This is a genomic window from Nitrososphaera sp. (assembly GCF_013388945.1).
Taxonomy (GTDB): Archaea; Thermoproteota; Nitrososphaeria; order Nitrososphaerales; family Nitrososphaeraceae; genus Nitrososphaera.
This window is the reverse complement of record NZ_JACAEH010000006.1, coordinates 11,040-35,523: the sequence shown is the minus strand read 5'-3', so window position 1 is coordinate 35,523 and position 24,484 is coordinate 11,040. Positions and strand designations below refer to the sequence as shown.

The 24,484-nt window shown below is 55.9% G+C and carries 19 protein-coding genes and 1 tRNA gene; 10 read left to right on the top strand and 10 right to left on the bottom strand.

What is annotated here, in order from left to right:
- The first annotated feature begins 28 nt into the window (after positions 1–28).
- Positions 29–162 (top strand) — tRNA-Trp (locus HXY31_RS04305).
- Positions 163–350: 188 nt separating this feature from the next.
- Entirely contained in the window at positions 351–809 is a 459-nt protein-coding gene (locus HXY31_RS04300) for a hypothetical protein (protein ID WP_292640081.1), read from the top strand.
- On the opposite strand, the gene HXY31_RS04295 is transcribed toward HXY31_RS04300, so the two are convergent.
- From HXY31_RS04295 to HXY31_RS04285, 3 genes are read right to left on the bottom strand one after another with little or no spacing between them, the layout of a single operon-like run.
- On the bottom strand, positions 806–2,002 hold the full coding sequence (locus HXY31_RS04295) for an NAD(P)-dependent oxidoreductase (RefSeq protein WP_292640079.1): 1,197 nt from the start codon (positions 2,000–2,002) through the stop codon (positions 806–808). The genes HXY31_RS04300 and HXY31_RS04295 overlap by 4 nt on opposite strands.
- A 38-nt stretch (positions 2,003–2,040) precedes the next feature.
- Complete coding sequence (locus tag HXY31_RS04290) at positions 2,041–2,337, bottom strand: hypothetical protein (protein WP_292640077.1); 297 nt, start codon at positions 2,335–2,337, stop codon at positions 2,041–2,043.
- A gap of 50 nt (positions 2,338–2,387) precedes the next feature.
- Complete coding sequence (locus tag HXY31_RS04285; protein ID WP_292640075.1) at positions 2,388–2,855, bottom strand: pyridoxamine 5'-phosphate oxidase family protein; 468 nt, start codon at positions 2,853–2,855, stop codon at positions 2,388–2,390.
- Between the two features lie 59 nt (positions 2,856–2,914).
- On the opposite strand from HXY31_RS04285, the gene HXY31_RS04280 reads away from it, so the two are divergent.
- The gene (locus HXY31_RS04280) at positions 2,915–3,130 is read left to right on the top strand and encodes a hypothetical protein (protein WP_292640073.1); all 216 of its coding nucleotides are present in this window, start codon (positions 2,915–2,917) and stop codon (positions 3,128–3,130) included.
- On the opposite strand, the gene uvrC is transcribed toward HXY31_RS04280, so the two are convergent.
- The 4 genes from uvrC to HXY31_RS04260 all read right to left on the bottom strand — a co-directional run bounded on the left by uvrC (position 3,117) and on the right by HXY31_RS04260 (position 10,040).
- The gene (gene uvrC / locus HXY31_RS04275) at positions 3,117–4,718 is read right to left on the bottom strand and encodes an excinuclease ABC subunit UvrC (protein WP_292640070.1); all 1,602 of its coding nucleotides are present in this window, start codon (positions 4,716–4,718) and stop codon (positions 3,117–3,119) included. The genes HXY31_RS04280 and uvrC overlap by 14 nt on opposite strands.
- On the bottom strand, positions 4,715–7,570 hold the full coding sequence (gene uvrA, locus HXY31_RS04270; protein ID WP_292640068.1) for an excinuclease ABC subunit UvrA: 2,856 nt from the start codon (positions 7,568–7,570) through the stop codon (positions 4,715–4,717). The genes uvrC and uvrA overlap by 4 nt, the downstream gene beginning before the upstream one ends.
- Positions 7,570–9,549 (bottom strand): excinuclease ABC subunit UvrB, encoded by a 1,980-nt coding sequence (gene uvrB / locus HXY31_RS04265; protein ID WP_292640066.1) that lies wholly within the window; start codon positions 9,547–9,549, stop codon positions 7,570–7,572. Before uvrB ends, uvrA begins: the two co-directional genes overlap by 1 nt.
- 68 nt (positions 9,550–9,617) lie before the next feature.
- Positions 9,618–10,040 carry a hypothetical protein gene (locus HXY31_RS04260; protein ID WP_292640064.1) on the bottom strand — a complete coding sequence of 141 codons (423 nt, stop codon included), beginning with the start codon at positions 10,038–10,040 and terminating at the stop codon, positions 9,618–9,620.
- Between the two features lie 260 nt (positions 10,041–10,300).
- Between HXY31_RS04260 and HXY31_RS04255 the strand changes: the two genes are divergently transcribed.
- Entirely contained in the window at positions 10,301–11,908 is a 1,608-nt protein-coding gene (locus HXY31_RS04255; RefSeq protein WP_292640062.1) for an asparagine synthetase B, read from the top strand.
- Here the strand turns inward: HXY31_RS04255 and HXY31_RS04250 are convergent.
- Positions 11,905–12,462, bottom strand: a complete 558-nt coding sequence (locus tag HXY31_RS04250; RefSeq protein ID WP_292640059.1) for a helix-turn-helix domain-containing protein — start codon at positions 12,460–12,462, stop codon at positions 11,905–11,907. The two genes, HXY31_RS04255 and HXY31_RS04250, sit on opposite strands and share 4 nt — an antisense overlap.
- 109 nt (positions 12,463–12,571) lie before the next feature.
- On the opposite strand from HXY31_RS04250, the gene HXY31_RS04245 reads away from it, so the two are divergent.
- Positions 12,572–12,898 carry a hypothetical protein gene (locus HXY31_RS04245; protein ID WP_292640058.1) on the top strand — a complete coding sequence of 109 codons (327 nt, stop codon included), beginning with the start codon at positions 12,572–12,574 and terminating at the stop codon, positions 12,896–12,898.
- Here the strand turns inward: HXY31_RS04245 and HXY31_RS04240 are convergent.
- Complete coding sequence (locus tag HXY31_RS04240; protein ID WP_292640056.1) at positions 12,864–13,208, bottom strand: phosphomannose isomerase type II C-terminal cupin domain; 345 nt, start codon at positions 13,206–13,208, stop codon at positions 12,864–12,866. The genes HXY31_RS04245 and HXY31_RS04240 overlap by 35 nt on opposite strands.
- Before the next feature lie 503 nt (positions 13,209–13,711).
- Here HXY31_RS04240 and HXY31_RS04235 point away from each other — a divergent pair.
- The 5 genes from HXY31_RS04235 to HXY31_RS04215 are packed head-to-tail and all read left to right on the top strand — an operon-like array spanning position 13,712 to position 23,932.
- Complete coding sequence (locus HXY31_RS04235; protein WP_292640054.1) at positions 13,712–19,360, top strand: hypothetical protein; 5,649 nt, start codon at positions 13,712–13,714, stop codon at positions 19,358–19,360.
- Complete coding sequence (locus HXY31_RS04230) at positions 19,284–19,958, top strand: HD domain-containing protein (protein WP_292640053.1); 675 nt, start codon at positions 19,284–19,286, stop codon at positions 19,956–19,958. Before HXY31_RS04235 ends, HXY31_RS04230 begins: the two co-directional genes overlap by 77 nt.
- Positions 19,959–20,010: 52 nt before the next feature.
- Positions 20,011–20,889: an electron transfer flavoprotein subunit beta gene (locus HXY31_RS04225; protein ID WP_292640051.1), complete on the top strand. Its 879-nt coding sequence runs from the start codon at positions 20,011–20,013 to the stop codon at positions 20,887–20,889.
- Positions 20,886–22,064, top strand: a complete 1,179-nt coding sequence (locus HXY31_RS04220) for an electron transfer flavoprotein subunit alpha/FixB family protein (protein WP_292640049.1) — start codon at positions 20,886–20,888, stop codon at positions 22,062–22,064. The genes HXY31_RS04225 and HXY31_RS04220 overlap by 4 nt, the downstream gene beginning before the upstream one ends.
- The gene (locus tag HXY31_RS04215) at positions 22,061–23,932 is read left to right on the top strand and encodes an FAD-binding protein (RefSeq protein WP_292640047.1); all 1,872 of its coding nucleotides are present in this window, start codon (positions 22,061–22,063) and stop codon (positions 23,930–23,932) included. The genes HXY31_RS04220 and HXY31_RS04215 overlap by 4 nt, the downstream gene beginning before the upstream one ends.
- Here the strand turns inward: HXY31_RS04215 and HXY31_RS04210 are convergent.
- Positions 23,929–24,480, bottom strand: a complete 552-nt coding sequence (locus HXY31_RS04210) for a thioredoxin family protein (protein WP_292640044.1) — start codon at positions 24,478–24,480, stop codon at positions 23,929–23,931. The two genes, HXY31_RS04215 and HXY31_RS04210, sit on opposite strands and share 4 nt — an antisense overlap.
- Between the last annotated feature and the right edge of the window lie 4 nt (positions 24,481–24,484).

Here is a 24,484-nt window from a genome sequence, read left to right as displayed (position 1 = left end):
CGCTATCAAAAACACGGTGCCACTTTGTGGGGTCGTAGCGAAGCCAGGCATCGCAACGGGCTCCAGATCTAACGCATGGGCTAGTTAGAGCAAGAAACCCGTGGGTCAAGGGTTCAAATGATTGCGGCGTTCGCCGCGTCAGGACAAATCCCTTCGGCCCCACTTTATTTCAAACACTGCAAGCAGACCCGCAGCTGCAACACTCCTTCTGGCAGCCGCTCTTGCCGTGGTAGCCGTACTCGTGGTTGCACAGAGGGCACAGGTCGTGGGAGTCGTAAGACACTGACTCATCATAAGAGCGCGGACTAAAAAACGATGCGCATAAAGCCCCATCACGACAATGACAGCTGTTGCAGCTGGACCGGCGCGTGATTCTCCTCTCAGTCGCGCTGTATCTTGCCCTCAGCATCCCGGTGAGCCTGCTGCACGAAACGGGCCACGTCTACATCTGCACTGCAAACGGCTACCCCTACCGCGTCTGGGTCGACTTTACCGGCGGCCACATGCTCTGCTTTGGGAACCTTGAGGACAACTTTGTCTACAACGCGATGGGCGGGCTGTTCGGCCTTGCAGGCAGCACAGCTCTCATAATCGCGTATTTTGCAAAAAAACACTACGCGCTTTTGGCAGTCGGCCTTGCCTACGCAGTAGATCAGGGCGCCAAGATACTCCTTGAAGGCCTGTATTCTTCGATATACAACTCGGGCGCAATCGACCTCTACATCACTGCATTGCAGGTCGCCTCGTGGCTAGGCTTTATGCTGTATTTTGCAAAAAAGTCGTATGCGGCAAGGCCCGTAAACATCTAGGCCTTTGCAAGGGGCATGCCGTGCGCCCTTGACACCGCCTCGTCAAGTATCATGCCTTGCCTGATGCTCACTGCGCCTGCAAGCCCGTTTTCCATGCTGCCGGCAACAATTGCCTGCACGTACGGCGTTATCGCTGCCGAAAGAGCGCCTGACGCGTAGCGCGGGACTGTCGACGGCATGTTTGGCACGCGAACGAAAATGTTGCCGAAATAGTCGAGCTGCGCCGGGTTCATTATGGTGCCCATGCTTTCAGGCGAGTACCTGCCTGCCTGGTCGATGAAGGGAAAGTTGCCTCCCTGGTCGATGGACACGTCTATTATCACCTTCTTGCGCGTCTCAGATACCTGTTTTAGCACATTTTCGTCGACGACCCTGTCAGCCCTTTCCCTGTCGTAGGTGGCGCCTATAATCACGCTTGCGCCCTTCAGCAGGTCGCTGTCAATTGCCGCAGAAACGGTGCACCTGTTGAGGCCCAGGCTTTGCAGGTGCTTTCTGCGCAAGTCGCGCTTTTCTCCAATCAAAAGTTTTGCGCCTAGCGCGCTGCATATCCTGGCTGCAGACTCGCCGACGTTGCCTCCGCCAAATATCACGACCAGCTTGTCGTGCAAAGAAAGGCTGAGCGCAAGCTCGCCGGCGAATTTCTGAGTCGACGCTATCTGCTCAAAGTCGCCTGCTATCCTTGCCTTCAGCTGGTCAAAGCCGGCCTTCATGCGGAGCGAGCTTCCGTGCCTGAGCACGTGGTTTGAGAAACACCCCGCCCATATCCCCGCAAGCGTGCCTGCTATCCTGCTCATGGGCATCAAAATCGGCGTGTTGCCTTCCGAATCGACCACCTTCTCAAACGAGATGAAAGTCGCGCCGGACCTTGCGGCCGCTTCTGTCATCTCTTTGCTTGACTCAAAGTGGTTGAAGCAAAACACGGTGTGTTTGGGCTCAAGGCGCAGGTGCTCGCCCTTGCTTACCTGGATTTCCTTGACCTTGACTATCAGGTCGGATTTTGCGTAAAGCTCGTCTGCATTTGCAATGGCAGCGCCTGCAGACACGTAATCGTCATCTGAAAACCCGCACTTTGCGCCGGCGCCCGATTCCACTATGACCTTGCTTCCGTGCGAGACTATGGAGGCCACCGAGCGGGGAGTGAGCGAGACCCTGTTTTCGTACTCTTTGAGCTCCTTCGGTACCCCTACTATCAACGCAGGCACTACGACTGGATGTCTATTATGATTTTCCCCTAGTGAACTGCCTTTGTCAGTTCCACCTGCGAGCCAAAGGTGCTGACTGCTTCTGGCAGGCGCGCGGCAATTGCCCTGCGGGCCGAGTCGACAAACACGCGCTCGGGATCACTCTTTTTCAAAAACTTGAAAAGCTTGTTTGAAGGGCCGAGCTTTTCAAAATAAAGCGCCGAGCTCTCCTCGATTATCCTGTCAGCGTCGTCGCACGAGACGCCATTCTTTCTCAGGTGCTGCTCCAGTTTTGCCGCAAAGTGGGCAAAGTGGACCGAGTACGGGTTCTCGTCAAAAGCTGACATCGGCCTTTCCCTTGTTCTCTATATGGTCATGGGTGCATTTTAGTCTTTTATCAGCCCTCTGCAAAGTCCCAGGCGGTGTAGTATTTTGGCGTCAGCTCAAGCACCACCGACACGCCGTTTTTCGCCATGTCGACAAGAGATTTTGCAAGAGGGTGGTCTGTCGACCCAAGATATTTTGTGCATATCTTTTCCACTATGGGCGCGTTTTTCGCCGGGTTTTCAGAAATCGTTGTGTCGGCCTTGCCCTTGACGCACTTGTAGGGGTACTCTTCAGTGTCGATGGAAAAATAGACCCTCGGCTTTCGGCGTATGTTTGCAAGCTTTTTTGCTTCCCTGCCAGTGTCAAAGTAGATCTTTTGCGCCGTTTTGTCATATAGAAACCACACCGGCTGTATAACGGGATCGCCCTTCTCGTCTATTGTTGCTATCTGGAGGTTCAGCTTGCTCTCAAGGAACCTGTTGACGTCGTCTTCGGTCATCGCCCTGCCCATGTCGGGCATGCCTCTTAGAATCTTCATGATCCAGATATCGCGGATTTTGATATAAAGTTTAAGACTGTGGATGCGTGAACTAGCCTATGGTCGAAAAGAACCCCGCGGCGCCTGATTTCATGCTCTGGCCGCTGGTGGCAGGCAAGGTCGCCGGCGACATGGCCCTGTCCGCGTCGCTCTTTGCCGCAAGGATGGTGCAGATAGCGCTTGAATCCGCAGACACGGCTGTCACAAAATACATCGAGCTTACAGAGCAGGAGATAAAGCGCGCCCAAAAGCGCGAAAGCGTCAAGGTCGAGTGAGCTTTCTGAGGCTCCTGTTGTATGCGAGCCCGAACCTGTGCGCCTCGTCCCTTGCGTGCTGCAGCATCCTGAGCGCCGGGCTCCTCCTCGGCAGGACAAGCGGCTCGCCTGCGCCCTGCACGTAAATCTCCTCGTTTTCCTTTGCAAGGCTGATGCACGGCAGGCTTGAAAGACCAATGCCTGCAAGCGCGCCGGCAGCCGCAGCAAGCTGACCCTTGCCACCGTCGATGACGACGAGATCAGGCATGTCGCCTGACAGGTACCGGCGCCGGACTATTTCCCCTATCATCGCAAAGTCGTCCTGGCCCTTCACGGTCTTTATCCTGAACTTGCGGTAGCCGTCCTTGTCTGGCTTGCCGTTTGAGAACCTGACGCTTGAGCCCACTGCAATGTCGGTGCCAAGGTTTGAAATGTCAAAACAGTCTACCACTTCTGGCATCGACGAGAGCGAAAGCGCCTTGCGGAGCTCGACCACCGCAGGCGCATAGCCCCGCTCGACGTACATCTCGATGTTTCGCATCACAAGCTCCATCAGCCTGCGGCGCTCGCCTGACTCTGCCTGCGTTATGCGCACCCTGTGCCCCGCCAGCCTTTCAAGCGACTCTTCAAGGACAGCCTTGGAGTCTGGCTCCTCGCTTGCGTATATCACGTGCGGTATTGCAGGCGACGACGAGTAGTACTGCAAAAGAAAGTTTGAAAACGAGTTGTCTGCAAGCGTCTCAAACTCGAACTTTTTCCTGTCAGATATCACGCCCCTGCTCCGCTTGAGCGCCATCACGTGCGCCATCCCCTTCTTTACGTCACGGACTATGCCGACGTACTCCTCGTCGGGGCTCTTGCTAGCTTTTTCCATCTTTTGCCTTATGCGCAGGTTGTCAAGCCTGTAGAGCGTGTCGCGGATCTCCTTTGCCCGCTCGTAGTCGCCAAGGTCAGACGCCTGCCTCATCTCTGTTTCCATCTGGCGCGCAAAGCGCTCGACGCTGCTCTTGCCGTCAAGTATGTCGCGCAGCGCGTCCACGCCTTCCATGTACTTTTCCCGCGTCACGTTTGCGATGCAGGGCGCGTCGCAGTTTTTGATAAAGTACTGCAGGCACGGCACCTTTGGGAGGCGGTTGCATATCCTTACCTTGAACAGCTTGCGCAAGAGTCCGACTGTCAAATACCGGGAAGTGCCGCGCACAAACGGGCCGTATATCCTGCCCTTTGGGCCCTGGAACTCTCCGCCTCTGTTCCTGCGCGCGACCAGGAGCCGCGGGAATGGCTCGTCTGTTATCTTCAAGTAAGTATACCTGCTGTTGTCCTTGAGCTCTATGTTGAACGCCGGCCTGTAGCGCTTTATCAGGTTGGACTCGAGCAGGAAAGCCTCTGTCTCGTTGTCGGTAACAACAAACTCGACGTCGGCGATGCTCTCTACAAGCCTCGCTGTCTTTAGATCCAAATCGCGCTTTACAAAATACGAGCCGACGCGCTTGCTCAGGTCCTTGGCCTTTCCGATGTAGATTATTTTTCCGTGGCCGTCTTTCATCAGGTACACGCCGGGCTCCCGGGGGATCCTCTTTTCCCTGAGGGCCGCAGTCGAAAGCGTCATTGCCTGCGCCGCACCATCTTCTGGTCGACTGCCAGTTTCGGCTTTAGGTACTGGCCAGTGTAGCTTGACGGGTGCTCGCTTATCCTCTCCGGCGTGCCTTCTGCCACTATCCTGCCGCCGTTTTCGCCTCCTTCCGGCCCGAGGTCGACAATCCAGTCTGCAGACGCAATGACGTCAAGGTTGTGCTCGATAACTATGATGGTGTTGCCAAGCTCCACCAGCCTCTTTAGCACGTGCAATAGTTTGCTCACGTCGGCAAAGTGCAGGCCCGTCGTCGGCTCATCCAGTATGTAGACTGTTTTTCCTGTGTCGCGCCTTGACAGCTCTGCAGCAAGTTTTATCCTCTGGGCCTCCCCGCCTGACATAGTCGTGGCAGGCTGGCCCAGGCGCAGGTAGCCAAGCCCCACGTCGTTTAGCGTCTGCAGCTTTTTCGTTATCGCAGGTATGTTTGAAAAGAACTCGAGCGCCTCCTCGATTGTCATGTCCAGGACTTCAGAAATTGTCTTGTTCTTGTACTTTATCAAGAGCGTCTCTGAATTGTAGCGCTTGCCCTTGCACTCGTCGCAGGTTACGTACACGTCGGGCAGAAACTGCATCTCTATCTTTTTCACGCCGCCTCCTTCGCAGGCCTCGCACCTGCCCTCCGACACGTTGAACGAGAACCTGCCTGCAGAATAGCCCATCTCCTTTGCCCTCGGGGTCTTGGCGAACAATTCGCGTATAGGCGTAAACGCATTCACATAGGTCGCGGCGTTTGACCTCGGCGTCCTGCCTATCGGCGACTGGTCGATGCCAATCACCTTGTCAACGTGCTCAAGCCCGGAAATCTTGCCGTGCTTGCCCGGCCTCTCCTTTGCGCCGTAAAAGTGGGAAGCAAGCGCGTTGAATAGTATGTCGTTTACAAGTGTCGACTTGCCCGAGCCCGACACGCCTGTAACTACTGTCATGCAACCAAGCGGGAACTTGGCGTCTATCGACTTTAGGTTGTTCTCGGCCGCGCCGTGCACCGTCAGCCACTTTGACGGCTTTATCCTCTGGCTTGTGTGTATCACCACCTGGTCGCCGCGCAAAAACGCGCCGGTGACAGACGCAGGGCTTGACATGATGTCCTGCAGAGTCCCGCTTGCCACTATCTGGCCGCCGTGTATGCCGGCGCCCGGCCCGATGTCCACCACCCAATCGGAACTTCGGATCACTTCCTCGTCGTGCTCGACTACGATGAGCGTGTTGTCAAGGTCGCGCAGCTTTTTCAGCGTGTCAATGAGTCGCGTGTTGTCTCGCTGGTGCAGGCCTATCGTGGGCTCGTCCAAGACATACAGCACTCCGGTGAGGTTTGAGCCAATCTGGGTGGCAAGCCTTATCCTCTGCGACTCGCCTCCGGAAAGAGTCGCGCTCATCCTGTTCAAAGTCAGGTAGTTCAGCCCGACGTTTCGCAAAAACTCGAGCCTTGAAACTATCTCCTTCAAGATGGTGCGGGCGATGAATCGCTCGGTGTCTGTCAGGCTCACCGACTGGAAAAAGCTGAAGCACGTGTCTATCGAAAGGTCGCACACCTCCATTATTGATTTACCGCCAATTTTCACGGCAAGGGCCTCCTCGCGCAGGCGCCTGCCGTTGCAGCGTTCGCAGTGGCGCTCGCGCATGAACTGCATCAGGTCCTCGCGCTTGCTCTCAGACTCGGTCTCGCGGTACGTGCGCTCGAGGTTCGGTATCACGCCCTCAAAAGTCCCGCGGTACTCCCACCTGCTGTCAGAGTATTTCGACTCGTACTTGAAGTGGATGTCCTCGTCTGTGCCGTACAGGATGATTGCAAGCTGCCTTTCAGTCATCTTTGAAATCGGCGTCGAAAGGTCAAAGCCGAACTTGCGGCCGACGTCCTTTAGCATTGATGCGCGGAAAGTCGCAAAGTGGCCGGTCCACGGCTTGATTGCGCCTTCAAGTATGCTCTTTTGCCTGTCTGGGATTATGAGGTCGGGGTCGAACTCTATCTTTATTCCAAGGCCGTTGCACTGGGGGCACGCGCCAAAGGGCGAGTTGAAGGAGAACGTGCGGGGCTCTATCTCGCCTATCGACAACTCGCAGTGCGGGCACGCGTTTTTCTGCGAGAACATCGCGTCCTTGCCGTCGACTGACACTACAACAGTGCCGCCTCCTGCCTTGAGCGCCGACTGGATGGAGTCAAAGAGCCTGCTCTTTTCCTCTGCAGACGGTCTGAGCCTGTCGACAATCACTTCAATAGTGTGCTTTTTCTGCTTGTCAAGCCTCGGCAATCTGGGCTTTTCCTCGTCCTCGAGGTTTGTTATCTCGCCGTCAAGCCTTATCCTTGAAAACCCCTGCTGCTTTAGCTCTTCAAACAGTTTTTCGTACGTGCCTTTCTTTGCCTGCACGACGGGCCCCATCACCATCACGTTCCTGCCCTCTGCCATCTTCAGGACCGACTCTGTTATGGAATCAACCGACTGGCTTGCTATCCTGCGCCCGCACCTTGGGCAGTGTGGTATGCCTATCCTTGCGTAGAGCAGGCGCAAATAGTCGTAGATTTCAGTCACGGTGCCCACAGTCGAGCGGGGGTTCTTGCTCGTTGTTTTCTGCTGTATCGAGATTGCCGGCGAGAGCCCGTCTATCGAGTCGACGTCCGGCTTGTCCATGAGTTCAAGGAACTGCCTCGCATAAGCAGACAAGGATTCAACATACCTGCGCTGGCCTTCAGCGTATATCGTGTCAAACGCAAGCGTCGATTTTCCCGAGCCGGAAAGCCCGGTTATGACTACCATCTTGTTCTTTGGTATTTCAAGGCTGATGTTTTTCAGGTTGTGCTGCCTTGCGCCCCTGATTATTATCCTGTCGTGCATCAGGACACCTCCGTCACGGGGTTGGGGTCGCCAAGGGCCTTCTTTATTTTAGCAAGCTTTTCCCTGAACATTATCGCCTTTTCAAACTCCAATTGCTCTGCGTATTTTTTCATCGTCGCCTCCGTCTCTATCGCAAGCCGGACAAGGTCGCGCCGGGGCATAGACTTTGTCTCGACTGCCTCTGCGATTTCTGCAGACGCGCCCTCGGGGACCGGCTTGATGATGGTCCTTGGAGTTATCTTGTTGCGTTTATTGTATGCAAGCTGCCTTGCGCGCCTGCGCTCTGTCTCTTCCATTGCCTCTTTCATCGACTGCGTGACGGTGTCGGAATACATTATCACCTGCCCGTCGATGTTACGGGCGGCCCTTCCAAAGGTCTGGATGAGGCTTGTGGTGTTGCGCAAGAATCCTTCCTTGTCGGCGTCAAGTATTGCCACCAGGGAGACTTCTGGAATGTCAAGGCCTTCGCGCAAAAGGTTGATGCCGACTATTGCGTCAAACTCGCCGAGGCGCAGCTGGCGTATCAGCTCGGTGCGCTCAAGCCCCTCTATCTCGGAGTGAAGGTAGCGCACGCGCACCTCGTTCTTTGCAAGGAACTCTGCAAGGTCCTCTGCCATCCTCTTTGTGAGGGTCGTGACGAGCGTGCGCTGGTCCTTCCTTGCGCGCTTCTTTATCTCTGCGATGAGGTCTTCCATCTGGCCTTTCGTGGGCCTCACCTCTACTTTCGGGTCGACAAGCCCTGTCGGTCTTACAAGCTGCTCTACTACCTGCGCGCTTGAACCTAGTTCGTACTGGCCCGGCGTCGCAGACACAAACACCACGTTTTTCAGGTACTTTTCAAACTCGGCAAATTTCAGCGGGCGGTTGTCATAAGCACTCGGCAGGCGGAACCCGAAATCTATGAGCGACTTTTTGCGCGTCCTGTCGCCGTTGTACATGCCGTGCAGCTGCGGCAGCGTGACGTGCGACTCGTCTATCACAAGCAAAAAGTCGTCGCCAAAAAAGTCAAGCAGACAGAACGGCGGCTGTCCGGGCGTCCTGCCATCGAGGTGGCGGGAATAGTTCTCGATGCCAGAGCAGTAGCCGAGCTCCTCTATCATCTCAAGGTCATACTTTGTCCTTGATGCAAGCCTCTGCCTCTCAAGCTCCGACGGCAGGCTTGGGAGCCAGTTTTCAAGCTCTTGCTTTATCGACTCTATTGCTCGCACACGTGACTCGTCGGCTGTGATGTAGTGCTTTGCGGGAAATATCCTGACTGCGTTTGCGTCGCGTAGTTTCTTCATGCTGACGTGGTCGTGTATGCTTATGCGCTCTATCTCGTCGCCAAACATCGCGACCCTGATGACGTCGTCGGAATACCCGGGGATGATGTCAATGGTGTCGCCCTTTACCCTGAACGTGCCCGGCACAAGCGCAACGTCGTTTCGCTCATAGCGCGCTTCGATAAGGCTGTGGATGAGCACCTTCCTGTCTATGACGTCGCCTTTTTTCAGCGGTATTGCGGTCTCTTCCCATTCTTTTGGCGAGCCAAGGGAGTAGATGCACGACACTGTTGCGACGATGATTGTGGGCTCGCCTGACATCAGCATGGCAGTTGCCTCAAGGCGCATCCTCTCTATCTTTTCGTTTATCTCGGTGTCCTTTTCTATGTAAGTGTCAGTCTGGGGCAGATAGCTTTCAGGCTGGTAATAGTCGTAAAAGCTGACAAAATAGCCGACATTGTTTTTGGGAAAGAACTCTTTGAACTCTGCGTATAACTGAGCAGCCAGAGTCTTGTTGTGAGATATCACAAGCGTGTTCTTGCCGGTGCGCGCCACCAGGTTTGCGATGGTAAAGGTCTTGCCGCTTCCAGTCACGCCAAGAAGCGTCTGCCTGCCGCCCTTTCTGACACCGTCTGCCAGCTTCTCTATGGCGTCCGGCTGGTCCCCTGCGGGCCTGAATGTGTCTGATATGGAGAAGCTTCTCGGTGCCGAGAGCAAGGGAATTTGTAATTTCAAAAACGCGCATATATTGTTACTCTTGTGCGTTCTGTTAACCTGAAGTTCTTTTAGTCCAGATTTTGATATGTTCCTTCCGCGTCGGGTCCTTCAATATATCCTTCTACACTTGAATGAAGCTCTATCTTCTTGCCTTCTACATCCCTGCATTGTCCCGGCTCCAGGGGCGCGCCATTCTTCACACCGTCAACGTAAATATCGATCCCCACATGGCTCCCCTTAGAGCTACAAATCCTATAGCGTCGATCTGATTTCAAATCTGCTACTACAAATCTGATACAGTAGGTCCATAGAATCCATGAGCCCGGTGAAGCGGCGTTTGTATCATGAGCTATGCTCGGCCCTGTTTGTAATGGGTAGAGAAGCCCTGTCCTGTAAAGCGCCTCACGCAGCTCCTTTCTTGGCTGCCCACTTAATAATTTCATCACTTTCTTGACTTCTGGTTTAATATTGTCCCTATTAGCACCGGACATATTGAGAGATGTATAAAACAATTATAAAAATACTCTCTATATTTGATCTGTTGCCCTGGATGATAAATAACGAGAAATCTGATTTTAGATGACAAAGGGCATTGCATTTTCACGCACGGGCCATGAAAACTCTTTAAAATTATTACGGGGTATACAGTCACGTAAGGCCCGACGAGTCGGGTTTTCGCCTTTACGAGACTGGTGACAGAAAAAAAGTGTGTGGAATTGGAGGAATCATAAGCAAGAGTGGGGAGAACGTCGTGCCACTTGTAGGCATGATGCTTTCTAGGATGGCAAAGCGCGGGCCTGACGGGGCCGGCATCGCTACTGAAAATTCGCTGGTCAGGTCGCCGTCGGTGCAGAGCCTCGACTTTGACGGTGTGAAGGGGAGCAGGGTGCTTGGGCACGCAAGGCTTGCGATAGTGGGCGGGACCTGCGGCTCACAGCCTTTCTGCAGCTGCGACGGCAGGGTGACGCTTGAGCACAACGGCGAGATATACAACTACAAGAAACTAAAGGCCGAGCTTGGCAGTCACAACTTTTCAACCCTGACTGACAGCGAGGTAATAGTGCACATGCTGGAGGAGCGCCTGAAGGCCGGCGCGGGATTCGTGGACGCGATTAAAGACGTCGTTTCAGAGCTTGACGGCATCTATGCGCTTGCAATCCGCGACGAGAAGACCGGCATGATAGCGCTTGTAAGGGACAGGCTCGGCGTGAGGCCGCTCTACTACGGCGAAAACGACTGGTTTGTTGCATTCGCTTCTGAAAGGAAGGGCCTCTGGCAGGTGGGAATACGCGAGCCTACCATGCGCGTCTTGCCCGGCCACGCAATCCTGATAACGCCTGAAGGCCGATTGTCCAAGGTCCAGGTGGCCGGCGCGCCTGCACTCAAAAAGCCTGCATACAGGACGATGAAGTCCGCTGTGGCCGCGTACGAGAAGGCGTTTCTGGCTTCAATGCAAAAGAGGACTGAAGACGTCGACAGGATTGGGATAATATTTTCCGGAGGCATCGACAGCGTGCTTGTCGCGCACGCGGCAAGAAAGATGGTACCAGAGGTAGTCTGCTACACTGCCGGCATGGAAGGCTCGCACGACACTGAATACGCGCGGACAATTGCAGACGAGCTGGGGCTAGAACTTCACGTAAAAGAGCTGACGCAGGACGATGTCGAGCGCCTGATACCGGAGATAATCGACGTGATAGAGGACAACAACGCCGGCCAGGTCGAAGTCGCGCTTCCGGTATACTGCGCGGTGCAGCTAGCAAGCAGGCAGGGCATGAGGATAATGCTGACAGGCCAGGCAGCAGACGAGCTTTTTGGCGGCTACTCGTGGTACGCAGACGTGGCAGAAAAGCAGGGCTACCGCAAACTTCGCGAGCACATGCGCGAGGACCTGATGCTTCTGTACAAGGAGACGCTTGAGAGGGAGGACAAGATAACGATGGCGCACAGCGTGGAGATGCGCGAGCCGTTTTTGGACCCTGGCGTCATCGAGACTTCGATGGAGGTAGACATGCGACTGAACGTGCGCAGAAACGACAGGTTCGGCAAGCGGGTGCACAGGAGGCTTGCGCAAAAGCTCGGGATACCAAAGGACATCGCGTTCAGGGTAAAAGAGGCGGCGCAGCACGGCTCGGGCGTGCACTCTGCAATAGACGCCATAGCAAGAAAGCGCGGCTTTGACGAAAGCGCCGTGACTTCTGGATATCTGAAGATACTGGAATCGCAGGAGCGGGTCGGAAGCTCGCAGAGGTACGGCTACCTCTTTGAGAAGGAGCAAAAGATGTGGATAGCCGAGCCGCACGTCCAGATGTACCTCGACAGCCTCGTAAAGGCCCCGGTTCTTGCCAAAAAGACCTAGCGCTGCTTTGCTACAGGCGCCCTCAGGCTGTGCGCAAGCCACATCGATATGGCCTTGCTGTATATTTCAAAGGCCACGTTTTCGCTGTCGTAGGCGACCTCTTTTTTTGCGTACTGCCTTGCCACTATGACAAGCATCCGCGACAGGCTTGCGGCAAACTCGTTCATCGACTTTGAGTCGCGCACCATCGCGCTCTCTTTCTTGCCCATCAGCGCAAGCGCTGCCCGGGCCCTTTCCAGGCTCAGGGGGTAGAAATACCTCGAAACATCCTTTGGCAGCGCGTCAAGGTCGTAGACAAACATGTATGCAGCAGGCGCAAAGAACTTTTGCATGATGCCGTGCTCCTCCACCTCGCGCCTTGCTATGTTGACAAGGCCTGCCTTCATCAGTATCTTCATGTGGTAGTTGAGCGACGCGTCTGAGAGCCCGAGCCTGTCTGCAAGCTGCGACTGGGTCATCGGCTTTTCGCGCAAAAAGCCGAGAATCGCCCTGCGCATTGGATCGATGAGGACTCGCGCAACCTCGTGGTCGCTGACGATGTAGGCCGCCTTCATGGGATGCTGTGGGTATCCGGTGTCAGGATATAACCTTAGTGCCTGCCGGAAAGGTGCAGAGTGAGCATAACCATTAGATTTATCTAAGCGTTTCTGCCGTAATTTCATAATGGCAGAGCAGATCAGGGAAAATTGCGACCCGCTACTTGTGCAGATAGCAAGGGAGGTCTGCTCAAAGGAGGGACTCGACTTCGAGTCGCTCACGCTCCACCAAGCACGCGGCCTGCTGTACTACTGGTGCTCGACCTGCTCGTGCACGCACCCGCTCACGGATCTTGTGATTGCGCGCAAGAAAAAGGTGTGCACGCACTGCAACACGTCGATAAAGCTCTACGCGACCAGCAACAAGTTTGGCAAGCTTCGGCGCGCCATATTCTTTGAGCACCTGTCAAGGGCTCTGACTAGCGTGCGCGACCAAAATCGTCTTCGAGCCTGACGATGTCGTTTTCGTCAAAGTCGCCAAAGGATATCTCTAGCACTATCCCGTGGGAGCTGAGACCTTCGAGCCTGTGCTTTGCGCCGACCGGTATCTCAAACTCGTCGCCCTCGTTTCCGGTAAAAGTCTCGTCGCCTATCGTGACGCCTATGGGGCCGCGGATTACCTTCCAGAATTCCTTTCTGCGGTTGTGGTACTGGAGGCTGAGCCTGCTTGACGCCTTGACGTACAGGAGCTTGACTGAGCAGGGCTCGTTGTGTACGAACTGCTCAAACCTTCCCCACGGCCTGTGCTCTTCTTTTTTTGTCACCAACATTTTTCACCAAGCCGCTGCCGACAAGCCGCGGGCCTCTGCAGTATCATCGCGCAAATAATTTTAAAGTGTTGTGCGGGCCGCGACCTCTTTTCACCTGTCATTGACTGCTCTTAGCAGCGCTCCAAAGTAGATAAACTTAAGTCCATGCAGGCCATGTCATAACTACCATGGCGAAAAAGAAGGCCGCAAAGAAAAAGTCAAGCAAGAAGAAGTAACGACCGGGCCTGACGGCTCGTGTTATTTTTTTGGACTTTCTGATTGACTGGAAGCGACTGAACGCGGCATCCTGATAGTTGTCAATCCAAGCTACGTACAAAACTTGGTAATTCTTACATTGCTTTTTCATTGGGGATCCTGCAACGCTTCAAAACCCTCTTTTTGCAGCATCGCAGTTGCGCCCCGCCTTTCCTCTGACTGGCTGCAATATCCGCGCTTTGCGTGCAGTGCATTACACAACATTCCTACCCCATATAACCAAAAAGGGCGTAAAACCCCCGTTGGCAGGGCAAGCCAAGCACGTACACTGGCCCCAGAGGTCACAGAGCCAGGGTTTCCTGTGGACAAACATCGCGCTCTACTCGGTGCTTGTCGTGCTATCTGCAGTCGCGGTTCTGAGTTTTCAAGACGCTTATGCGCAGCCTGACAGCCCTGCATCCGACTCTCCGCGGACATTCAGCCGCGGGATTTCTGAATCGCTGTCAGTGACGTCGGCCTTTGGCAGCCCCAGCGCGCCAAACCACTACACACGGACGATGTCAGAGAGCGTTGGCATAACATCCTCTTTCCCCGGTCAGGCCCAGCAGACCGGCATTTCAGCAGGGTCGCCCAAGAATGCGCAGTATACGCCCGGCACAAACCAGCGCGGGGACGAAAGAGCCGGGCTGTCGTTCAAGAACCTTGGCAAGCGCGGCGACCTGGTACGCACAACGACAGGTGGCACCCAGTACCAGGTACTTGAAGCTGCTGTGATAACAACCGCTGCGCGGGACTTTCCAGAGCAGCTGGACAGCCTTGAAAGCGAGTCAGACTCTGACGATAGTAGTTACAGCCAGCAGCTAGCCTGGGCGGAGGGGTACGCAGCCGCGCAGGCAAGTGCGCAGAACGCGGCCATACTTGGAGCTGGAATGTACGGCACTATGCTGGTTGGCGCGTTTCTGGTGGCAGCGGCCCGTTTGCCAGTCGCGGCAAATGAGCGCCGCAAAGTGCTGGTGCTTGTCAGCAAAGTCCGCGGCGTGTCTGGCGCGCAGACGTCTCTTATAATAGTCTTGGCGGCGGTTGCCGCAGGATCGGTTGCGCTTGCAGCCGACCCGTCGGCGGGCCAGGCCTTTGCAGACACTGACAAGGCCGCCATAGTCTACATCGAAGGCTCGACGCCCGTGTATCGCGAGTGGATTCCCTCACCCGGTGGTGGAGGCTCGTGGAGCGGCGCAGTGTCGCTGACTAGCGCTGACAGCACTCTGCTCACTGCCAAAATAGAGTTCAGTCCAGTCTCTTCAAAAAGGGTAATTGTGACTATGGACAATACTGGGCGACTCGACTCGTATGTCTGTTTCAGCGGATGCACGGACACTGCAAACTGGACGTTTACAAACAACTTTGCAGACATAACCACGGCCGCTTCAGTCACCGCTTCCTACCGGCCATGGGACATAGAGTACGAGCACACAAGCGGCGATCTTATGATCGTGTACGACTATGTAGAAAGCGGATCAAGCGCCACGGACGACTTGTTCTACAGGATAATGACCGATTCGCAGACAGCGTTCGGTTCCGAGTCGTCAATCAATGACACAGGGAACACCGCAACTGCCGGCCTCTACTCATTCGTAGCGATGGACTCACAAAAGATATCGGGTTCCGACGAGATGGCGCTAATCGCAGTCGATGCCACAAACGCGGACGCGTCGGCCATCGTCTGGAATGGCAGCAACTGGACCACGCTTCCGCAGACGGAGCTCAGCACTACTGTTAGCATAGCGACTGAGGAGGCGGTGGCAATAGCATACGAGACAAACTCAGGCGACATACTGGTGGTAGCCGGCGAAGGCACGGTTGTCCGACACAATACTTTTTCCAACGCGTCTGACACGTGGGGAATCAGCTCTACGTCGACAGGAAGCTGGGCAGTCGGAACAATAAACTGGCTGAGGCTGGTGCCAGATCCAGGAAGCTCCTCCGATGCGATATTCCTTGGAGGGCTTGGCGGCTCGAGCGATTTAGACTCCGCTTACTGGGGCGGATCTACGTGGACAGACCACGCAGAGCATGACGGAGGCATTACAAACAACGACAAGCGCTACTTTGACATGGTTTGGGACGGAGAGAGCTCTAACGTCGTCATTGCATGGTCTACAGCCACTAATACCATTAGGTTTGTGCGGGGCGACCCCTCGGTGTCAACATTTGGCGGGACAACGGGAGTGGACTCGACCTTCACGGTTGATAATGATGGCTCTGTAGCACAGTGGATAAGGCTTGTATCCAACCCTACAACAGCCGATACCGTCGCAGCGATGGGCCTCCATGTTGACGGAAACGCAGACATCAGTGGAATAAGGTGGGACGGCGGCTCCAACGATCCCGTATCGACAGGGACCGACGACATCACTGCATCTTCGGTCAGCACAACTTGGGAGCCGTTTGACATAGACTTTCAAAAAGTCCCTACAAAAAGAAGTACGGCTGACAGTTTCGCTACTGCCGACGCGATTACAAAACTCTTTAACGCAAATCGCGCCGCTTCGGAGTCTCTGAATGTGGCCTCCGCACCCGCGCGGCTTGCGGTGCTCTCAAGGTCTGCTGAAGAATCGCTTGCCGCCACAGACAGTCTGGCAAGGATGTTTTCCACGTCAAAGTCTGCAAGCGAAACTCTCAACGTTGCAGACTCGCCAGCAAGGGTGCTCCACGCAACACGCTCTGCTTCTGAATCGCTGGCAATAACAGACAGCATTGCAAGGACTGTCTCGCTAGCCCGGTCAATTTCAAGTTCGCTTGCTGTAACCGATGCGCCTTCAAGACAAAAGAAACTTTCAAGGTCAGCCTCAGACGCGCTTGCGGTTTCAGACCTTGCCGCGTACACGAGGCACATCACGAAGTCGCCTTCAGACAGCCTTGGAACAGCCGATGAAATTGCGACAACAAAAGCGCTTACAAAGCAGCTGTCAGATTCGCTGGACGTGGCAGACTCGCCCGACACGACGCTTGCGGCGTCTCGTACAATGGCTGACACAATAGCAGCAGCCGATCAGGCCTCCCGGACTTTTTCAACTTCAAGGTCGCCCTCGGACTCGCTTTCGGTAATTGCCAACCTGGATACCCGAAAGTCCCTGACAAAGTCGATTGCCGACTCGCTTGACGTGTCAGAGAGCGCGGCAAGGACTTATGGCGCGGCAAGGAGCTCGGCGGACAGCCTCTCGGTGACAGACTCGCCGGCCATCACGTCCTCGCATGTCAGGTCGGTGTCCGACTCTCTGGACCTTGCAGACGCGCTCAGGGGACAGCCAATCGCGCTGGGCGTTGCCAACTCGATATCTATTGCAGACGACATTGCAATCGCGGCTAGCAAGGGAACCGCCGACTCACTGTCCGTGTCAGACGCAGTTGCGATGAGGCTCATGCGCACAGTCTCTGACTCGCTTTCGGTAAGCGATGCAGCTGCCCCGTCTACGTCGCGGCCTGTATCGCAGGACCTGGCAGTCAGCGACAACATCTCGTTCTCGGTAACAAGGAGCCTGTCTGATTCTGTGGCAGTAACAGACTCGGCAGCGCGGTCTGCAAACGTGTCAAAGTCGATATCCGACTCGCTTGACATCGGCGTTGCTGCAGGAAGGTCCGTCGCAAGAACAATTGCCGACTCGTTGCTTGTATCTGACTCGATATCGGCATTAAAGACGTTTGGAAGGCTGATAGGAGACTCGCTTGCAGTCTCGGACAGCGCCGGCTGGACCATCATCGCCTCAAGGGCAGTCTCTGACGGAGTGGCAGTCTCTGACGGAATTGCGCGCACGGCCAGCGTTTCCCAAGCAGCCGCCGACTCGCTTTCAGTAGCAGACAGCGTCGTGGCTGCAAGGGCAAACAGCAGATCAATGGCCGAGTCGCTGGCAGTCTCGGACTCTGCGGCGGCATCGCAGGGCTTTGGAAGGTCACTAGCCGACTCGCTTGCAGTCGCCGAGCGGATACAGCCCCCGGTATTTGACAGAGTCACTATAACAGACAGCGTATCTCTCTCGCACGCAAGGTCGCTTTCAGACAGCCTGCAGGCAGGCGACAGCATCCGCGCAAGCCGCCAGGTCACGATAAACGACTCGCTTGCAGTGACGTCGACAATGTTTGTGGCGTGGAGCGGGACGCTCTCCCTTGGCGAGTCGCTTGCGCTTGCAGACGGCCAGTGCCTGCCGACCTCCTGCATCCACAACCTCTCCCTTGGCGAGTCGCTTGCGATGCAGGACCAGTGGGTGCCACCGCCCGGCATGCAGGAAGCAATAGCGATAGCAGACAGTGTCGCCGTCAGCGTGGTGACCGCAGGCCCGGCGGCCGCAGACAGCATTTCGGTGACTGACAGCGTGACTACAATGCTGGAGCTTGTACCACCTGCCGTTCCTGCAGGATGGGGCCTGACAGAGATGCCCAGCGTGACTCTGGCAGGAACCGGCACGTCAGTCGCGCCGCCTGCTGCGCCTGCCCTGCCCGGCACTTATGACGCAAGCGGCGGAGTCGCAGGCATCGTGCAGGGCACCGGCATGCCCGACTACGACGTCGACTCGTCGCTTGCAGGGGCAGACATGACCGGCCAGACGATGGTCATCCCGATGTTCCGGGTGTCTATGAACCCGTCGGCAGACCTGCCGGCGAGAAACGGCCTCCTGACGCCTGTAGTATCGTCGGTGCCTGCAAACACCAGGGTGGCAATACCGGTGGACATTGGCGCCACCGTCGGAGGAGGAGTAACGCACCCCATAGACTGGATGCGCCTGAACTACACTCCAAGCGTCGCCTCCACCGACTTTACGCTACTTGTGAGCATGCTTGACAGCCAGCCTGCCGGCGCGCAGCCGCCTGCAAGCGACACTTACCGGTTCTACCTTGACGTCAGGTGGACTGGCACCTTTGCAGGAGCGCAGAGGCCTTCGGACTCGGCGTTCTATGCAGTCAGGCCGACCTTCACGTTTGCGATAACAGAGGAATGGGCCACGCAGGAGCGCATGACCCGGGACGCAAACGGAGTGCCGATGCTCTCGCTGAGCCTGCTCAACGAGGTGACGGGCCAGTGGGCGCCGGCGGCTGCCGTCGATCACCCGACTGCAAGCGCCGGCGGGCTGTACGTCTACACGGCGCACCTCGACCACTTCTCGACCTATGCAGTCACTGCAAACACCATCCCCGCAGGACGGGGCACAGGCGCGCCCTCTGAAGAGGAGCCCGGGCAGCCAGAAGCCTTTGCGGTGCAGCTTGCAGACTCGCTTGCGGTATCTGACGCGATAAAGGCAGTCCCGATAGAGGTGATAGAAGAGCCTGGAGCCCGCGAATTTGCAGCAAGGATTGCAGACTCGCTTGCCGTGCTTGTCCAGCCCGCGGCGGTAAAGACGTTCACGGTGGGCGAAAAGGTGGGCGTGACAATCACGGTCCAGAGCGTCGAGCGCACCAGCATAGTCCCGCCGCAGGTGACTGCCACGTTCCTGGTAGACGTGGTGAACGGAGGCGAGCGGGCAGAGTCGTTTGAGCTGCTCTTCTCGTACCACGACCAGTCGGGCAAGCTTGCCTACTCGTCGTCGCGCCTTGTAGAGGTGGGGCCGCTTGAAAAGAGCAGGTTCACACTTGACATACCGTTTGACTCGCCCGGCACGTTCCAGGTCAGCATAGAGGCAAGGTCAGTGCCTGAAGGCCGGCTTCTCAGCACCAGCCAGCAGCTGGTGGAGGTGCCGTGGCTTGAGGTCAACCTGTACCTGGTGATACTGGCAGTAGTTGCCGTGCTCGGCGGTTCTGCAGCGGCCCTTCTGTTCTTTGGGCCCGGGTACTTTGCAGGGCGCCCCGGTCAGCAAGTCTTTTCTTTCACCTCTGACAATACAGGGCATGGTCGAGCAGGCAAGCAGGGCCCAGTTCGTGACGTTTCTCGAAAAAGAGGGCCTGAGGATAGACAGTCTGATTGAAGGCGCGGTAGAGCTTGCAGAGGAGGTCCACTCGGGCCTCGTGCGGGAAGACGGCAAGTCGCTGTTTCTAGAGACGCACACGTGGCCGGTCGCTATGGACATGGTCAGACATTACAAAGCAAGCGGCCGCAGCATCACCGGAGTCGAAGTGGCGTCTGCGATACTGCACGACGTGATGGAAGACGACGAGCGCATCCTGAATCTGTACAATGCCAAGTCGTACGGCTTTGACGCGTATTTGCGCTACCGCTTTGGAAGCCGCGTGCACAAAATAGCAAGCGAGCTCAAGATAAAGCCGCTTGAAAATTTTCCAGGCGCAACTGCAGAGGACAAAGTCAGGGCGCGCTTTTGGGACTATTGCGACTTGCTCTGGAAGGCCGACTATGACGTGAAGGCGATCAAGCTTGCAGACAGGCTCAACAACATGGACTTTATCTCCAAGGTGGCAGGGCACCCCAAGTGGAAGCGCTACGTGCGCGAGGCAGAGGACTTTTACCTCGCCTACACCATGATCCCGCCAAAAATGCCTGAATACTACAAGAGTATGCGCTCCTCTTACGAAGAACTAAAGTCGCTTGTGAAAGTGGTCACCGTATAGCACATTCCAAAACCATTTAAAGCCACCAAATGGAAGTAAAGGGCGCAACCAGATGTCAGACCTCAAAGTCGCAGTGATAATCAAGCTTGAACCGGACTTTTCTGAAGGAAACGTCAGCTACAACGCCGACGGCACCTTAAACCGCGCCGAGACAAAGAGCATACTCGGGCCGCACAGCGCAATAGCGTGTCAGGCCGCATTTTATGCCAAGGTCAGGTTCGGCGCGTGGGTCGGAGTCGGAACGATGGGCCCGCCTATAGCAGACGCGGCCCTTGCACAGGCGCAGGCAATATGCGACGCAGACATGCTCCACCTGTACAGCGACAGGTCGTTTGCAGGCGCCGACACACTTGCAACTGCAGAGACCCTTCGCGCCGGCATCGCCAAGATGGACGGCAAGATGGACATCGTCTTCTCGGGCCACCGGGCTTCTGACGGCGAGACCGGCCAGACGGGGCCGCAGACTGCGTGGAAGCTTGGCTTTACATTCCTTGGGCACGTCATAGACTACGATGTTGACATGGACCGGCGCGTGGTGCGCGCAAAGAGGCTGGTCAGCCTGCAGGGCTTTTACGACATCATCGAAGAGGTCGAGGCGCCGCTTCCAGTCTTTATCGCAATAGATCCTTCCTACAAGCCGCATTTCAACACCGTCTCTCAGCGCTTGGCTTTTGAAAAGTACAGCCAGGAAGCGCGCACGCGCGTCGCAAACTCCAAGCAGTATCTAAAGACGTTCAACGCGCAGGAGCTTGGAGTCGACCCCAAGCTGGTCGGGCTTCCCGGCTCGCCCACCATAGTCTACAAGGTGGAAAAGATACCAAAGGCAAAGGCAAGCAGAAAGGCCGAAGTCATTGACGGCTCTAGCAGGGACGAGCTTCGCAGGGTGGCTGCAAAAATCCACGAAGTGCTCGGAGGCATGGTCATCAAATGAAGTACGAGCACCTCTACGTCGTGATAGAGCACGACGCCGGAAAACCAGTCCCAGTCAGCCTGGAGATGCTAGGTGAAGCCCGGCGATTAATGGACGGCTACAACAAGAAATACAACACCGACGAAAAGGTGGTGGCAGTAGTCCTTGGGAGCAACGCGCGCAAGCTCTGCGACGAGCTGATATCCTACGGCGCCGACGCGGTCATATATGCAGAAAGCCCCGAGCTTGAATACACGCGAAATATCGTCGATACCAAGGTCATCAGCAGGATAGCGGCTGACAGGAACCTCGTGCTGAAATTCTCGCCAAAATCAACAGACTTTGCCAAGCCCCGCTACATGTTCTTTGCAGCAGACAACATCGGCCGGCAGCTCTCGTCGACTGTCATGGCAGAGCTTGACTCGGGCCTTGCCTCTGACATCAACAAGCTGGTGATAAGCGACCTCAAGATAATGCACCAGCACAAGACAAAGGGCAAGGAAGAGACGTACGAGCGCACGCTTGAAATGTACAGGCCTGACTTTTCCGGCTTTTTGTGGACCACCATCCTGTGCCTTGACAACCGCAACCCCGACATAGCAAGGGAGTACTACCCGCAGGCCTGCAGCATAATACCCGGCGTGTTTGCGCCCATCGAGCGGGACCAGTCGAGGAAAGGGGTGATTGTGGACTACTCGCCGTCGTTTGATCCCCGCGACCTGCAGGTGAAGGTGATAGGCAGGAAGATAGTGAAGAGCAAGGTCGACTTTGACAGCAAAAAGGCAGTCGTCAGCTTTGGCCGCGGAATCAAGGACGCGCCCGAGCAGAACATCAGGCTTGCTGCCGAGCTTGCAAAAGAGATAGACGCGGAAGTGGGAGTGTCGCTGCCGATATCAAAGAAGCCCTACGCCGTGAGCGAGAGCGCGAGCTCTACCTACATGATCCCCGACAGGGTCGTGGGCACGAGCGGCCGCAAAGTAATCCCTCTGCTGTACGTTGCCGCCGGAATCAGCGGCGCGATGCACCACCTTGCCGGCATGAAAGAGTCGGAATTTGTGATTGCAATAAACCCGGACGAAGAAGCTCCGATAAAAGGCGAGTGCGACATGTTCATCAAGGGCAGGATGGAAGATGTCATCCCGGCGCTCCTAGAAGAGCTCAGGGCGCTCAGGCCAAAAGTGGAGGCCAGAAGATGACAGAGCGCTACGACGTCGCGGTCGTGGGCGGGGGCTCTGCGGGTCTCGCCGCGCTCAAGAGGCTCTCAGACCTTGGCAAGCAGGCAGTCCTGATAGAAGCAGGCAGGCAGGTGGGCACAAAGAACGTGTCCGGCGGCATACTGTATTCGAAAAAGCCGAGGCAGGGCAAGACGCACAACGTCGAGGACCTATACGAGAATTTCGAGAAAGAAGCGCCGGTCGAACGCAAGATAACCCGATACATCCTGCACGCCGCGTCGAAGGACAAAGACTTTGCTATCGACCTTACAAAGGCGCACGAGTACCAGTCAAACTTTGGGTATTCAGTCCTGCTTGGCAGGCTGAACCCCTGGTTTGCAAGGCGCGCAGTCGAAGCCGCAGAAAAGCAGGGCGGAGGCCTAGTGTCAGGCGTGCACGTCAGGTCGGTGGGCTGGAGCGACGGGCGCGCAGTGATAGAGACAGACGAGCTGGAACCTTTTGATGTAAAGGCGGTGATTGCTGCTGACGGCGTAAATTCTGAAATCGCCGAGATGACGGGCGCAAGGAGCAAGTTCACGCCGCAGCAGCTGTACCAGGGCGTCAAGGTCGTCGTGAAACTGCCGGAGCAGATACTTGAGGAGCGCTTTGGCATCGGGCCCGGCGAGGGCGCGGCGCACCTTTTTGCCGGCGACGTGACGCTCGGGCACATCGGCGGCGGATTTCTGTATACAAACCGCGACACGCTGTCAGTCGGCGCCGTCTACCATTTCGACTCGCTTGTCGAAAAGCCTGCAGAACCTTCGGCGCTTGTAAACGCACTCCTGCAAGACCCGCTTGTTGCAGACATGATAAAAGACGAGGTGGCAGTCAAGCAGGAGATAGACCGGGACCTTCCAAAGGAGGAGCAGCTGCGCGCAAGGTTTGCCGTGAGCAAGCTGATAAAGACCTGGAACGAGCTTCGCGATTCCTACTATTCGCCTGCTGCAAGGAGCAAACTTGTCGAGGGCGGGAAATACAAGTCAGATGCTGAGATAAAGTCGCGCCTTGACTTGATAAAGGCAGAGCTTGAGACAAAGTACGGCACGAAATTTGTGACAGACTATGTGGAACTTGAATACTCTACTAAACTCGTGCCGGACGGCAAGCGCTGCGCCATGAAAAAGCCCTACCACAATAACATACTGTTCATAGGCGACGCGGCCGGAAGGGGCGTCTTTATCGGACCGAGGATAGAGGGCCTCAACGTCGGGATTGACGATGCTGTTCGCGCGGCAGATGCAGTCGCAAAGGCTATCGACAGGAACAACTTTGCGCCCGAGTACATGGGCGAGCAGTACGCGCAGGAAGTCGAAAAGAGCCCCTATACGCGTGACATGCGCGAGATAGACAAGGATTACCTGAAGACGTTCCTTGACGCCACAAAGGACGTGCCAAAGGACATCGTCGGCCAGCGCTACGGCGTGGTGTTCAGGCTGATGTCGTCAAGCGCGTTCCGGGGTCTTGCAGTCGGGCTTGCCAACATGCTTGGCTACGACAAGCTCCTGCCCCTTGTAGAATCTGAGGAGACGTACGTACAGGTGCCGATAGAGATAGCCGAGAGGCTTGGAAAGCAGGTGCAAAAGACCTACGAGCCGACGATACCAAGCGTGGCCGAGCGCGTCGCACGTCTCAAATACGACGACGATAGGCAGCCCCACATCCGGGTGCTAGATGCCGAGTCGGAGTTTATGAAGAAACTTGTGACGCTGTGCCCCACAAAGTGCTACAGCCTTGAAGACGGCAAGGTGGTCCTGCAGCACGAGCCGTGCATCGAGTGCGGGACCTGCGCCAGGGAAACGGAGTGGCGCCACCCGCGTGGTGAGAAGGGCGTCGTCTACCAGTACGGCTAGCTCTTCCACTTTATCGAGCAGCCGATGGACGGGTCAAAGTCCTTCTCTATCTTTTTGCCCGCAAGAAGAGCCCTGACGTTGTTTTCCATGACAGGCACCTTGGGCTTTGCCTCCGGCTCCATCGCGTCGTTTATCCTGCCATGGAACACCAGTTTTCCGCTTGCGTCAAGAAGGAACGGGTCCGGCGTGCAGACCGCGCCGTAGGCGCGCGCAACGTCCTGGCTGTCATCTATCAGGTACGGGAAATTGACCCTGTATTCTTTGGCGAACTTGACCATGTTGTCAAAGCCCTCGTCCTGGTAGTTCGGGTCGTTGCTGTTGATGCCGATTATTTGAAGTTCTGACGGCTTGAACTTGGACTGAAGCTCGACTATTTCGTTTATCCTTGCCTTGACAAACGGGCAGTGGTTGCACATGAAAATTACAAGCGTCGACTTGCCCTTGTACTCGGAAAGCGAGTGCATCTTGCCGTCGACGCCCTTGAGCGTAAAGCCGGGCGCCTGCATCCCTGTTTTTAAGACCTGAGGGGAAGAAAGTGTTCTTGCCATGCCC